The organism is Desulforamulus reducens MI-1 (assembly GCF_000016165.1).
In the GTDB taxonomy this organism is placed as follows: domain Bacteria; phylum Bacillota; class Desulfotomaculia; order Desulfotomaculales; family Desulfotomaculaceae; genus Desulfotomaculum; species Desulfotomaculum reducens.
Map to the genome: position 1 here is coordinate 686,022 of NC_009253.1, position 13,561 is coordinate 699,582.

At 42.6% G+C, this 13,561-nt stretch carries 13 protein-coding genes; 8 read left to right on the forward strand and 5 right to left on the reverse strand.

The window, feature by feature from the left end; translation table 11 throughout:
- Positions 1–4 precede the first annotated feature (4 nt).
- On the forward strand, positions 5–2,161 hold the full coding sequence (locus DRED_RS03450; protein WP_011877015.1) for a hydrogenase iron-sulfur subunit: 2,157 nt from the start codon (positions 5–7) through the stop codon (positions 2,159–2,161).
- Between the two features lie 233 nt (positions 2,162–2,394).
- Here DRED_RS03450 and DRED_RS18940 read toward each other — a convergent pair whose 3' ends face one another.
- Positions 2,395–2,547 carry a hypothetical protein gene (locus tag DRED_RS18940; protein ID WP_198006923.1) on the reverse strand — a complete coding sequence of 51 codons (153 nt, stop codon included), beginning with the start codon at positions 2,545–2,547 and terminating at the stop codon, positions 2,395–2,397.
- A gap of 585 nt (positions 2,548–3,132) precedes the next feature.
- Here DRED_RS18940 and DRED_RS03455 point away from each other — a divergent pair.
- The 4 genes from DRED_RS03455 (at position 3,133) to DRED_RS19205 (ending at position 6,821) form a co-directional block, all read left to right on the forward strand.
- Entirely contained in the window at positions 3,133–4,242 is a 1,110-nt protein-coding gene (locus DRED_RS03455; RefSeq protein ID WP_011877016.1) for an HD-GYP domain-containing protein, read from the forward strand.
- Positions 4,243–4,341: 99 nt separating this feature from the next.
- On the forward strand, positions 4,342–5,487 hold the full coding sequence (locus DRED_RS03460; protein WP_011877017.1) for a S1C family serine protease: 1,146 nt from the start codon (positions 4,342–4,344) through the stop codon (positions 5,485–5,487).
- Between the two features lie 90 nt (positions 5,488–5,577).
- Positions 5,578–6,270 carry a lactate racemase domain-containing protein gene (locus DRED_RS19200; RefSeq protein WP_238442577.1) on the forward strand — a complete coding sequence of 231 codons (693 nt, stop codon included), beginning with the start codon at positions 5,578–5,580 and terminating at the stop codon, positions 6,268–6,270.
- Between the two features lie 89 nt (positions 6,271–6,359).
- Positions 6,360–6,821, forward strand: coding sequence for a nickel-dependent lactate racemase family protein (locus DRED_RS19205; RefSeq protein ID WP_238442578.1), 462 nt, complete (start codon positions 6,360–6,362; stop codon positions 6,819–6,821).
- Positions 6,822–6,827: 6 nt separating this feature from the next.
- On the opposite strand, the gene DRED_RS03470 is transcribed toward DRED_RS19205, so the two are convergent.
- Genes DRED_RS03470 through DRED_RS03480 form a run of 3 tightly spaced genes read right to left on the reverse strand, consistent with a single transcriptional unit; the run spans position 6,828 to position 9,741 of the window.
- The gene (locus DRED_RS03470) at positions 6,828–8,105 is read right to left on the reverse strand and encodes a polysaccharide deacetylase family protein (protein ID WP_011877018.1); all 1,278 of its coding nucleotides are present in this window, start codon (positions 8,103–8,105) and stop codon (positions 6,828–6,830) included.
- Positions 8,095–9,288, reverse strand: a complete 1,194-nt coding sequence (locus DRED_RS03475) for an MFS transporter (RefSeq protein ID WP_011877019.1) — start codon at positions 9,286–9,288, stop codon at positions 8,095–8,097. Before DRED_RS03475 ends, DRED_RS03470 begins: the two co-directional genes overlap by 11 nt.
- Positions 9,289–9,300: 12 nt before the next feature.
- Positions 9,301–9,741: a divergent PAP2 family protein gene (locus DRED_RS03480; RefSeq protein ID WP_083755203.1), complete on the reverse strand. Its 441-nt coding sequence runs from the start codon at positions 9,739–9,741 to the stop codon at positions 9,301–9,303.
- Positions 9,742–9,977: 236 nt separating this feature from the next.
- Between DRED_RS03480 and DRED_RS03485 the strand changes: the two genes are divergently transcribed.
- Positions 9,978–11,027 (forward strand): glycosyl hydrolase family 18 protein, encoded by a 1,050-nt coding sequence (locus DRED_RS03485; RefSeq protein WP_011877021.1) that lies wholly within the window; start codon positions 9,978–9,980, stop codon positions 11,025–11,027.
- Positions 11,028–11,054: 27 nt separating this feature from the next.
- Here DRED_RS03485 and DRED_RS18945 read toward each other — a convergent pair whose 3' ends face one another.
- A complete protein-coding gene (locus DRED_RS18945; protein WP_198006924.1) occupies positions 11,055–11,204 on the reverse strand; it encodes a hypothetical protein in 150 nt (49 codons plus the stop codon).
- Between the two features lie 141 nt (positions 11,205–11,345).
- On the opposite strand from DRED_RS18945, the gene DRED_RS03490 reads away from it, so the two are divergent.
- Together DRED_RS03490 and feoB are read left to right on the forward strand one after the other, a co-directional pair.
- Positions 11,346–11,567 (forward strand): ferrous iron transport protein A, encoded by a 222-nt coding sequence (locus DRED_RS03490; RefSeq protein ID WP_011877022.1) that lies wholly within the window; start codon positions 11,346–11,348, stop codon positions 11,565–11,567.
- A 35-nt stretch (positions 11,568–11,602) separates the two neighbouring features.
- Positions 11,603–13,555, forward strand: a complete 1,953-nt coding sequence (gene feoB, locus DRED_RS03495) for a ferrous iron transport protein B (protein ID WP_011877023.1) — start codon at positions 11,603–11,605, stop codon at positions 13,553–13,555.
- The last annotated feature ends 6 nt before the right edge of the window (positions 13,556–13,561 follow it).

A 13,561-nucleotide genomic window follows, 5' to 3' on the forward strand; every position in this document is an offset into this window, starting at 1 on the left:
GACAATGGCTAAAAAACTAGGATTTTTCATGTGTACTGGTTGTGGCATTGGCGAAGCCCTCGATGCAGCGGCTTTAACCAAAGTAGCAGCTAAAGAATATAAAGTTCCTGTCTGCAAAGAGCATGGATACCTTTGCTCTGCAGAAGGTGTCGACTTAATTAAGGGAGAAATTGAAGCCCAGGGGTTGGACGGCGTTATTGTAGCTGCCTGTTCCAACCGTGTTAATGCGGATGCCTTTAATTTCCCAGGTGTATTCCTGGAGCGTGTAAATTTACGTGAACAAGTTATCTGGAGCCACGAAGCCAACGACGAAGATACTCAAATGCTGGCAGAAGATCAGATTCGCATGGGCTGTGAAAAGGGCAAAGTAGCACAAGTTCCCGAGCCCTTTATTGGCGAAAATCTTTCCAAAACCGTATTGGTTGTTGGTGGTGGCTTGGCCGGTATGACAGCAGCACTGGAAGCCGGGAAAGCTGGTTATCCCGTGGTGTTGGTAGAGAAGGAAGCCACTCTGGGCGGTTGGTTAAACAAGGTTTACAAGACTACACCGATGGCTGCTCCCTTTACGTCGCCTGAAGATCCCAATGTTGCGGCTCGTATTGCTGAAATAGAAGCAATTCCTAATATTAAGGTTTATACCGGAGCTACGATTGAAAAAATCGCTGGCGGACCTGGAATGTTTGATGCAGAAATTAACCAGGGTGGAACCATTGCTGCTGAAAGAGTGGGGGCAATTGTACTAGCCACTGGTGCAAAACCCAATGTCGATAAACTTGATTACCTGGGCTATGGTAAGTATCCTAATGTAATCACCCAGATTGACTTTGAAGAAATGGCTAAATCCGGTAAGATCGATGCAGAAAAGGTGGTTTTTGTTCAGTGTGCAGGTTCCAGAGATGCTGAGCGTCTACCCTATTGCTCTGCCGCTTGCTGTGTAGAAACCCTCAAGCAAACCATGGTTTTAAAGGAATTAGCTCCAGAAGCAATGGCCTATGTGATCTATAAGGATGTTCGTAGTTCTGGACAATATGAACATTTCTATAAAGCAGCCCAGGAAACCGGTGCTGTCTTTATTAAAGGTGAAATCCAAAACATTACCGAAGATGGCGGTAAACTTACCGTTGAATGCGAAGACATCTTGCTAGGTGGCAACGGTATGGTTGATGAAGTGGATTTAGTGGTACTAGCCAACGGTATGATTCCCACCACCAAGGCTACTGAAGCTGTGGGTGAAGGAGAAGCAGCTGTGGAAGCGGCTGAAAAGATCTTGAATCTGGAATACAGACAAGGTCCTGAACTGCCCAATCTAAAATATGGTTTCCCAGACTCCCACTTTATTTGCTTCCCCTATGAAACACGTCGTACCGGGATTTACGCCTGCGGTAGTGTTAGAGCACCTATGGATATGGCGAAGGCCGTTGGCGATGCCGCTGGTGCTGCCCTGAAGGCTATCCAGTGTGTTGAGGTCACCGCTGGCGGCGCTGCTGTTCACCCCAGAAGCGGCGACCTTTCCTATCCTGAATTTGCTTTACAACGTTGCACCCAGTGCAAGAGATGTACAGAAGAGTGTCCCTTCGGTGCCATTAACGAAGATGCCAAGGGTAACCCACTACCGAACCCCACCCGTTGCAGAAGATGTGGTACCTGTATGGGTGCTTGCCCAGAGCGTATTATCTCCTTCAAGAACTATTCTGTGGGTATGATCGGTAACATGGTGAAGGCCGTAGAAGTTCCAGAAGAGGACGAAGAAAAACCAAGAATTCTTATCCTGGCCTGTGAGAACGATGCAATGCCTGCCCTAGATATGGCTGGTATCAACCGCCTGAAGTATAATTCCTGGGTGCGGATTATTCCTGTAAGATGCCTTGGTTCCTTGAACCTAGTATGGATTGCTGACTCTATGTCCAAGGGCTTTGACGGCGTACTTCTGTTAGGCTGTAAACATGGCGATGACTATCAGTGCCACTTTATGAAAGGTTCTGAGCTGGCTGAGATTCGTCTCTCCAAGGTTTCAGAAACTCTGGACCGCCTTGGTTTAGAGTCTGAGCGTGTACGCATGATTCAGATCAATATCATGGATTATGCTGAATTACCGAAGATGATTGATAAATTTGCTGAGGATTTAGAAGAATTTGGTCCTAACCCGATGAAAGGCTTCTAATCATAATAAAAAACCCCGCATTTGCGGGGTTTTTTATTAGCAAACCAAAAAGTATAAAACTTTCCGACTTGCATAAGGGCAACTAAGGCTTACGCCATCGCCTAAAGGCTCTCGTGCCCTATAGGGTATGGCGTAAGCCAAGTTTTCTTTACTAGAATTATGAGAATACATTCACATATAGAGGCATATAAAACAATTTATTAAAAGTATGTTTTAAAAAATACTAGGAACTACTAATTCGTTTCGGTATTTTCAGATTCTTCTTGGCCAATGGAAAAGAATTTTTTCATAATTTCTACCATCATTTTACTGGTTTCAATTTCATCATGTACGTTACAGCTATCCATTCTATCTTGTACCCAATCGGTAAAATCGTTCATTGTCATTAGATATCCCCCCACGGTTATTATATTTTTAATTAACTAGATTCGGGACGCATTAAAACAACTTCAATATTACAGGGTACCCTTGGGGATTAATACTTAGGATCAAAATATGACAAAAATTCTAAACGGGATAAAGAGCAACACCTCCTAAAAAGTTTTTTAAAATTCCGTTTGCCTATTGCCAATGCGCCCTATAAGTGCTACAATAACCGTGAAGGTAGTGACAACAATATAGTTGTCGTAGTGATTATTATAGTAGATGAAATAATCATCTATACCAGGGCGATTAGCCTTGGCTATTTCTGTTTATCTGGAATTTTCCTAGATACTAGCATAAAACAATAATCAATACAAGACTGCATGATAAAAACTCCCCTTACAAAATAAGTATTGGGGAGTTTTTTATGTTTTTAGCTGATAAAATGACAACTACCTATCCTTTACCCACTCATATTATCCAATTTTAACTGCCCACAATATTTTCTAATAAAGAATCTTTAGGAGACTAAAAAAAGTAAGTTTTTCCAGAGGAATTTTATGTTAAAGGTAGAATATTTTACACAGTATTTTGCATGGAGGTACATTATGCGGCGGGTATCAATAGATGTGGTAAAACCTGGTATGAAAGTCGGTAGAGCCATCCGAAACAGTAATGGCCAAGTGCTTCTAAATGCCGGCATTGTACTGAATGAAAAGTATGTTGCGCGCCTCAAATCATTGGGTGTTCTGTCGTTATACATAGATGACGGGCTTTTACCAGATATTCAGGTAGATGATGTAATACCTGAAATTACGAGAGTAAAGGCTGTTCAACAGGTAAAGGATATGCTACAGGCCCATTCACGATCAATGGGGGGCAGTGTCTCCGGAGCCGATAAAATATATGGTACCATTAATGAGATTATTGACCAGTTGTTAAATAACGCCAAGTTAATGGTAGAACTGGTTGATATAAGAACAATGGACGATTATGTCTTTGCCCATTCAGTAAATGTGTGTGTGTTGGCACTAATGACGGGTATTACACTGGGGTATGAAAGGCCCAAATTATTTCATCTGGGTATGGGTGCCCTGTTACATGATATAGGAAAAATGCATGTGCCGAAAGAGATATTAGACAAGCCAGGTGCCTTAACCGATGAAGAATATGCAGAAGTAAAAAAACACCCGGAATATGGGCTGAATATTCTCAGAGATAATCCCCATGTCAGCAGTTTATCGCGTTTGGTTGTGTACCAACACCATGAAAGATATAACGGTGATGGTTACCCCAAGAGATTAAAGGACTCGGAGATTCATAAATTTGCTCAAATCACGGGCATGGTGGATATGTACGATGCCTTAACAGCAGACCGAGTTTACCGTAGGGCCTTCCCCCCCCATGAAGCCTATGAGATGATTTTAGGCTCTGGTAATTACTTATTTGACTATCAGATTATTGAACCTTTTTTATCCAACATAGCGGCCTATCCAGCAGGAACCATTGTTGAATTGAGTACAGGTGAAATAGCCGTGGTTATAAGGACCCAAAAGGGCCTTTCACAATATCCTAAAGTAAGAATACTGTATGATAAGGAGAAGAACACTCTGAGAGAAACTGTTGAAATTGATCTATTTGATTGTAGAAACATCGTTATCAATCGAGTGGTAGATGAACCTGAGTCTTTTATAGAAGGGAATAACCAGGTAAAATAAAACCAAGAAATTATAAATCCTGGCTAAGCTGGGATTTTTGGTTTATTAAGCAAATAATTGCCCAGACCAGACAATACTATAGAAAGGGAGGTCGGTTGAATGTCCAAATGGAGGAATATAGCTGTCTGTACCTTAATTATTGCATTCCTGTCTGGAATCATGTTTGCTGCGGGTTGTACCTTAATTAAGGATATTAGCCCAAAGGAAAATATAGCACAGCAGCAGGAAGGAGTAGCTAACGCCGGTATGCCGGGAGTGGGACCGAATGCCATTGCAGACATAGTAGAAAAGGTTAGTCCGGCAGTTGTTAAAATTACGACGGTGGTGGCGGTGAAAGGCTACATAGATAACAACCCATTTCTAAATGATCCGTTTTTTAGACAATTCTTTGGAGAAAATGCGCAACCCAAGTATCAGAGTGGTTTAGGTTCTGGATTTATTATTTCTAAGGATGGTTATATTTTGACCAATGATCATGTTGTTGAAGGTGCTCAAAAAATTAGTGTGCTAGTGAAAGGATATAAAAAGCCCTATGAAGCAAAACTCATAGGAGCAGATCCTTCAATGGATTTGGCAGTATTAAAAATTGAGGGAAAGGAGTTCCCAACCTTACCACTGGGGGATTCAAAAAAAATACGGGTAGGCAATTGGGTGATAGCCATTGGGAGCCCCTTTGGGTTGGAAGACACTGTTACCATTGGTGTCATTAGTGCTAAGGAACGTCCTTTAGAAATCGACAACCGTACCTTTGAACACCTACTACAAACGGATGCATCCATCAACCCAGGTAACAGTGGGGGTCCCTTGCTCAATTTAAATGGGGAAGTAATTGGTATAAATACTGCCATCAATGCCCAAGCCCAGGGTATTGGTTTTGCGATACCCACCAGCACCGTGAAAGAAATAATTGATGATTTGATTCAGCAGGGAAAAGTGAAGAGACCATGGCTAGGTGTACAAATCCAGCCGGTAACCCAGGATATTGCCAATTTTCTTGGTTATGATGGTACAACAGGAGCTGTCATCTATGGAGTTGTACCTGATGGACCAGCAGCTAAAGCCGGTATACAAGAGGGTGACATTGTCTTAAGCATTGATGATACAAAGATTGATGACCCGGATACATTAATAAAAACCATGCAGAAGAAGAAGGTAGGTACCAAGGTGTCAATGAAAGTGTTCCGCAAGGGAAAGACCATCCAAATCACTGTTCTTACAGATGAAAGACCAGCAAATGTAAAATAATACACAGGGCTGCGTGCCCTGTTTTTTTATGCCAATGGATGGTGCAAGCAAAGGTTTTTTAATGGGTACACTAAGAGGTGGAGGTGTATTATGGAAATCAAATTTCCTTATGGACAAAGCACTTTATCTATCGCCATTGAAGATAGGAATATTGCTGGCTTTGTAACACCAGAACTACCACTGGCGGTTGACTCGCTGCAAGAAATTCGTAGGGCCCTAAAAAATCCTATTGCCAACCCTGGTTTAAAAGAAATTGTAAAGGAAAAACATCCCAGGAGCATTGTAATATTAGTTACAGATATATCCAGGCCAATTCCTTATCAAGAAATACTAGAGGGATTACTAGAAGAATTACAAGCAGGCGGTGGTGATGCGCAGATTAAATTTATTATTGCCACCGGAGCCCATAGGCCCAATACAGAGCTGGAAACAGCAGAGGTCTTTGGCAAAATGGCCCAACAGTACACCTTTTTAAACCATGACTGTGATAGTAACCTAGTTGCAATGGGCACTTTAAAAGATGGCACTAAATTGTTGATAAACAAAGATGTGTCAGAGGCGGATATGGTTATCATAACAAGCTGTATTATGCCGCATAATTTGGCCGGTTTTTCGGGAGGGCCAAAGCTTATATTGCCTGGTGTGGCAGGCAGAAAAACCATTGAAGCAAACCATAGTATGATGACAAGCCAACAGGTGGGACCTGGAAACATTAGGAACAATCCCATTTCTGAGCAAATTGTAGAAGCAGCAAGTTTGGTTGGAGTGGATTTTAGCTTGTAAACCATCACAATAAAATTGTTAAATGCTTTACAGGTGATCTGATAGCCTCCTGGAGGGAAGGTTGTAGCTATTGCCAAAGAATATATAGTATGAAATTGCCTCCAAAGGAAGAGGTGGTGATTGCCGGTGCAGGGGGCTATCCCCGAGATTTAAACCTCTACCAGTCTGTGAAGGCACTGGTCAATGGAGCCAGACTGGTAAGACCAGGGGGGACGATAGTTTTGATTGGAGAATGTAAGGAAGGAATGGGAGAACCACTGTTTAAGGATTGGATGTTCCGGAGCAGAACCGCGGAAGAGTTGGTAAAGACTTTTAAGCAAAAGGGTTTTATTTTAGGTGGGCATAAGGCATATGTACTTTGTCAGGAATTAAAAAATAAAGAAGTGATCCTGATTTCTGAGATAGCCAAATCCAGAAAGCAGGTACCACTTCTGAAAAATGCCATTGACTGGGAAGATGCCCGAAGCATGCTTGAGAAAAAACATGGCTGCCATTTCCGGGCCTTGCTGCTGCCCTTTGCAGGGCTGGTATTTCCCCTTGAAAACAACTAAGCACTGTTACCTCAGTAGATAGCGATTTAAAAGCTCATTACGGGTAATGATCACCTTTTTTGGTACCAGTTTGCTCCACTGGCGACGAATGTGGGATAGTCCACCGGGATGCATTAAAAACAACAACCATCTTTGATACCAGGCCACTAGGGAACGAATCCTAGGGGATAAATCGTAGACCGTAAATCCTAGCTGGGGAGTACCCCTGTGAATCATAGTGATGCCTATGAGGGCCTTAGTACCGTTGCAAGCAGGGTCCTGAGAAATAAACTTAGCCAGTAGTGGTAACGAACGTCGGGTTTCTCGCAGCAGGGCAATGGCTGTTGCCTCCAGAGAACGGGCTTTTGTTGTAAGTTGTTGCAGAAAGTCATTATTTAAGTGAAGCTCTATTACCTTATCCCCAGGAGATAATAAAGTACCGTCTGGTAGTTTCAAGGTCTGTCCTCTATAACTTCTTACTGCTAGACGAAATAATCCCTCATTACCAACTGGCTTTAGGCCAGCTATTCGATCAAAACATAACTCCCAAACCTGCCATAACCTGCGCAGGTTTTTCTTTATAAAGCCAACGTCATCGTAAAGCATTAATTGTTCCAGATTTACAGGTTCTAAGCCTTTGCATTTCAGTTCCTTAAGGATAATCGGCAGAGCCTGCACCATTTTGACTGGTCCTTCTGCCGCCGCACCAAAGCCGGTGCAACGGTCATGAAAGACAATAATAGAGCCGGACCTAGTTTTGCGGGTAACAATATCATGGATACTTTCCGCAGAGGATTTCGCATCCCAATCCCAGGTCATGAAAGTCCAGAGTACCGTTTTTTGTTGGGACAACAGCGTATATAGGTAGGTTGCTAGATTAAAGACCCCCCAGGAGGGGCGGAAGTATAGTGGCAATTTACCATCTATCAATGCTATTGACTTATGTCCCAGCATTATTTCTCGAATGGAAGCAATAGGTCCTTGCAGCCAAGCAAAGCTGTGGTGATAGCCATGGGTGCCCAAGCTATGTCCCTCTGCTAGGATACGTTGAATTAATTCCGGGTGTTTTTTGGCGTGGTTACCTACCACGAAAAAGCTTGCTTTGGCATTATACTGTTGAAGAATATCGAGGACCTGGGCGGTGAAAAGTGGATCCGGCCCGTCATCAAAGGTTAAGGCCACTTTGCCTGAGTGTTTGTTTCCCCTACGATAGGATCCAATGGAAAGGACCCTGCCCAGGAATGTTGGTAACAGTATGTAAATAAAGAATGCTATGCCAGCGAGCTTAAAAACGTTAAGATACATTTTCTTTCTCCTGGTTTTTTAATAATTCTTCAACAGGGTATAAAACATAAAAGATACCCATGAAGGCTAATATAAAAGCACTCATATAGATAGCCCCTGCGGGGTGGAGGGAAGTGGCAATGGCTCCGCCCAGAGTGGGACCAGCGGCGATGCCCAGACCTTCCAAGGTCGTAAAAATACCCCAACCCGTAGCCTGTTGCTCTTCTGGGATGGCCTTGGCCAATAGAGAGTTCCAGGCTGGCAGTATAATGGCATAGGAAAATCCTACGAGAAATACCAAGAATACAATCAGTTTCAAATTCCTAATAAGGGGAAAAAGACCCAATAACAGAGCGCTTAACAAAAAACCTAGGGACAAGAGATTTCTTACAGAAAAACGATCAACCATTCTACCCATAGGAACCAGAAAAAGAATCGCAGTTGCACCACCAATGGTTAATAGCAAACCGTACTGTTGGGTGCTCAAATCTAAAACATGGGTTGCGTAGAGTGGCAATATGGGCAATAACAAACTGGCAGCCAGGGTCTGTAAAAACATACCCGGCAATAAAATTTGAACCACCATACGGTCGGAGGCCAACCTTTTAACCTGATCTAGAATGGTAAAGTTGATGGCGGTTGTTTTGGCCGCAAAGGGAGCCAGTAAAGCAATGACAAGGCCGAGGGCCCATAAGAAAATAAATATTTTAAATGTGTTTTGATAACCTCTGGCCAGAACAAAATTAACTCCAACAGGGCCGATGCCCATCCCCAGCAGCCAGGCAGAAAAAACGAACCCCATTCTGGCAGCCCGATTGGAGCAACCAGTTGGAGCAACATTGCTGATAACAGCCAGCCATACCGGAGTAAAACCCAGGCCAAAAGTACCAGATAATAATAGGGCTAACCATTGGGATCTAACATGGTATAAGCCAATTAAGGAAATGAAGCTGATTAACAAACCCAGTAACAATACAGGTCGTCCACGACGATCCAATAGAGAACCTGCAAAGGATTTAAGAAGCGTTTCTATTAAATAGTGGGCAGAAACCACCAAACCAGCACTAAATAAAGAAAAATGCAAAGCTTCTGCTGAATACAGTGGCCAAAAGGTAAGAAAAAAAGCACTTCTGGTTAATTCTGTAATAAAAAGCAATAAAACAAAAGCATAATCCTGTGGCTTTAAATTCATTATGTTAAGCAATATGCAATCTCCTTAAAAAACCACCGAGGCCATAACAACCCCGAGCAAAGCGCCTGCTACTACCTCAGAGGGGTTATGTCCAATCAATTCCCTTAACGCCTTAACATTTTGCTGACCATCCTGCCTGCCCATTTCTTCAAGCATTTGGTTTAAGATTTTAGCATGAATGCCCGCTGCACGACGAACACCCATAGCATCATACATCACGATGATGGCGAAAATGGCAGTTATGGTAAACAGGGAGGAAGACCAACCATATTGAAGTCCCGAAGCTGTTGCCAGTGCCGTTACCATAGCTGAATGAGAACTGGGCATGCCGCCCGCCTCAATAAATCTGTCCCAGTGCCATTTTTTACTTTTGATACTTGCAAGAATTCCCTTCATTATTTGAGCAATAAGAAACGCCGATAAGGGAGCAAATAAAATTTTGTTTAGCCAGAGCCAGTAATACATTTCTGACAATAGTTTCACCTCAAAATATACTTTACAGACAAATATACATAATATATTCTCTAAAAGCTTCTGTAAATCCTTGCTAGAAAAAAATAATCAAAATAATACAAAAAGGCTAAAAACGGTGTAATTTAACAGAAATGGCAACATTATAGGCTTTCTTGGCTAATGGGTTTCCTGTTAAGATTTTTATAGCAGATACCGATCTAATAACAAAAATCTGGACAGGAGGAATTATGACAAAAAGAATATGGACAACCTATGGGCTGCTGTTTATGTATCTGTTTGCCTTGTGTATTACGATTTTCCCCACTCCGGTTGACGCAGGTAAGACCCAACCTGTGGTTATGGGCTATTATAGCAAAGATTGGTATACAGACCAAGACTCGTATCATGCATTATCAAGGTACTCTGGTTATTTGGATTATGTGGCTACATTTACAGCCCGTATCGATAGCAATGGGAACCTAATGGTAGATTTTCTGCCGTCGGAGGGTATTGAACTGGCAAAGAAGAAGAACGTAAAACCTCTTCTGGTTGTACATAACATGTATAGCGGTGGCATGGATTGGGGTTCCGCAGCAGCAGTTTTGAGTGATTCTAACAAACGTTGGAAACTAGCCAATAATATTGCTTCGTTAGTTAAAAAATACGGTTATGCTGGTGTAAATATTGACCTTGAGGCTGTACCTACTGGCAACAGAGGGGATTACACCAAGCTTTTATGGGAATTAAAGGGTCTGCTAAAATCTGGAGACTATGTTCTTACTGCGGCAGTGCCGGCTAAAAACAGTGACCAAAGGAATAACAATTGGTCTGGTGCCTATGACTATAGGGAAATTGGCCGGGTATGCGACTATGTAATGCTGATGACCTATGATGAGCACTGGTTTGGTGGAACCCCCGGTCCCGTTGCCTCCTTGTCCTGGGTGCAAAGTGTTCTTGACTATGCAGTTAGTCAAATGCCTTCACAGAAAATTTTACTGGGTCTGGCAGGTTATGGCTATGATTGGTCCAATGCCAAGACCAGAACAATTAAATGGAAGGATATAAATAGTATAGTTCAACAAACCGGGGCCCAGGTTCGCTGGGATAACGCTAGTAGTACACCTTACTTTTATTATTGGAATGGCAGCCAAAAGCATGAAGTCTGGTTCGAAAATAAATATAGTCTTGGTATAAAAATGGGTTTAGTAAAATCCTACAAATTGGGTGGCGTCGGTTTTTGGCGCATGGGTTTTGAAAATGATAGTTTTTGGGAGACCATCCGTTACAAACTGAGATAGAGACTAAGGGAGGCAAGAATGCCTCCCTTAGTCTCTATTCCGGGTTACAGCCAGCAAGTATATTTCCTGATTGATTTTCGCCATCTTATTTAAATCTGATTGAACAGAATTAACAAGATTTAATTGCTCTTCCGAAAGGGGTGCAACTTCTAAACCTTCCGTATTAATATTCACCATAATAAAACCTCCTTTTTAAAAACTATTGTTTCCTATCTGGAATAAACTAAACAAAAAACCTTGCTTTGACCTAAAAGGACAATTATAATTAAAATGACACTGATAACCATTATCTATAATAGGGAATTCGGAGGTAAAACGATGACTCTAGATAAATGCAAAAGAGGACAAAGGCTTAAGATTATGAATATCCCCAATGAAATTATCCGGTCTCAGGCAATTCGTTTCGGCATTTCTGAAGGGGCCATTGTTACTTGTGAAGAGGTGGTTCCCGCGGGACCTGTGGTGGTAGGTATGTTTAAACAGCAAATTGCCATTGGTAGGCAGTTAGCTAGAGGTATCACAGTTCAACCAGTTAGCTAATAAACAACAATATAAGAGCCAAGAGGTTGTAAATAATGAATAACAAAGAGTCTAGCTCCCCAAGGATTACTGGGAAAAATATTGTTCTGGTGGGTAATCCTAATGTGGGGAAGTCCGTTATTTTTAATTATCTTACCGGAAGCTATGTGGACGTGGCAAACTTTCCGGGTACAACAAACAATGTAATATGTGGGCGTTTTGGCCAGGATGCCGTCACAGATACCCCGGGAATTTATGGAATTTCCTCTTTTAATGAGGAAGAAAAAATTACCCGGGATATTGTTTTGCATGGGGATGTGCTTATTAACATTGTAGATGCTGTACATTTGGAAAGAGACTTGTTTTTGACCCAGCAACTTATTGATACAGGTCTCCCTGTACTGGTTATGCTGAATATGATTGATGAGGCAGAGCACCAAGGAATCAAAATTGATATTGAGGTGTTAAAGGAACTTCTAGGGGTTCCGATAATAGCTACGGTGGCTGTGGAAGGAAAGGGTTTGGATCAGGTTAGGGATGCCATTGAAGGGGCCCAGATGGGCCGTGTTTTACCAGTGGTTAAGGAAAAATTGGCAGAATTGCCAGATACTATTTCTCGACCTGAAAAGTTACTTGCTTTGGAAGGAGATATTGCTGTTTCGGAAAGAAACGGAGTCACCCCAGGCCCATACAGAACGCTTTTTTATAAAGAAAGACGCCAATGGGTAAATCAATTAGTTGCTATGTCAGTAAAAGAAGCAGGTCCTCGGGAGGCTTGGGGGGCCAGGCTAAGCCGCTGGATGATTCAACCGGCCACAGGAATCCCCCTGTTGATTGCCACTCTGTGGGTGCTCTATCAGCTTATCGGTGTTTTTGTTGCCCAAACAGTGGTGGAATTTACTGAAGGGGTTATTATGGGAGAATATTTCCAACCTGCTGCCAAAGCACTGGTAGGAACGATGGTTGCTCCAGATACAGCTCTCAGTGAGATACTGGTGGGGCAGTTTGGGGTGATTACCATGACCGTTACTTACTTAATTGGACTTTTGCTACCTTTGGTTCTGGGATTTAATCTTGTACTGGCCTTGTTGGAAGACACAGGTTATTTACCCAGAATTGCCATCCTGTTGGATCGGGTATTAACTTTCTTTGGATTAAATGGCCAGGCTGTTATTCCGCTGGTACTGGGGTTTGGCTGTGTAACAATGGCTTTAATGTCAACACGATTACTGGGTTCTGAACGGGAACGGCGTATTGCAACCATTATTTTGGCATTGACAGTACCCTGTTCAGCTCAATTGGCAATCATCGCCACCATGCTGGCTGGGCTTGGGCCAGGCTTTGCAATTGTTTATGGCATATTAATCCTGAGTGTTTTCATCGCCGGAGGCGTATTATTGGACAGATTTATACCCGGTAACTCCTCCTCCCTTTGGATTGATCTGCCCCCCCTGCGGTTGCCCCGCATGGACAACGTGCTGCAGAAAACCTGGGGTAAAAGCAAGGAGTTTATTACCGAAGCTGCCCCTTTGTTTGCATTGGGAGCTTTGTTCCTTGGCTTGCTAGAGGTGACAGGCACCTTGGATTCCATTGAGAATGCCTTGGTCCCCCTAACAGTAAGCTGGTTGGGTTTGCCTAAGGAAGCAGCCAGTGGTTTTATTATGGGAGTCATACGCCGGGAATTCGGTACCGCGGGACTATTTTCTTTCCCCATGTCGGATATGCAAAAATTAATAGCACTGACCACCATTACATTATTTGTTCCCTGCATCGCTTCGGCAATGGTTATTTTTAAAGAGCGGGGATGGAAAGAAGGAACAGCCATTTGGATCGGAGTTGTTATGGTAGCATTTTTCGTGGGTGGATTGGCAAATCAGTTACTAAAATTTTTTGCCATTTATTTTTCTACAGCGGCTCCCTTGACTATGCTGGCAGGCTCTATTATAGTAGGACTTGTTTTAATATTAGGACTTAGTTGGGTTACTCCCGGATTTTCCAGGAGCAGGTGATAAAAT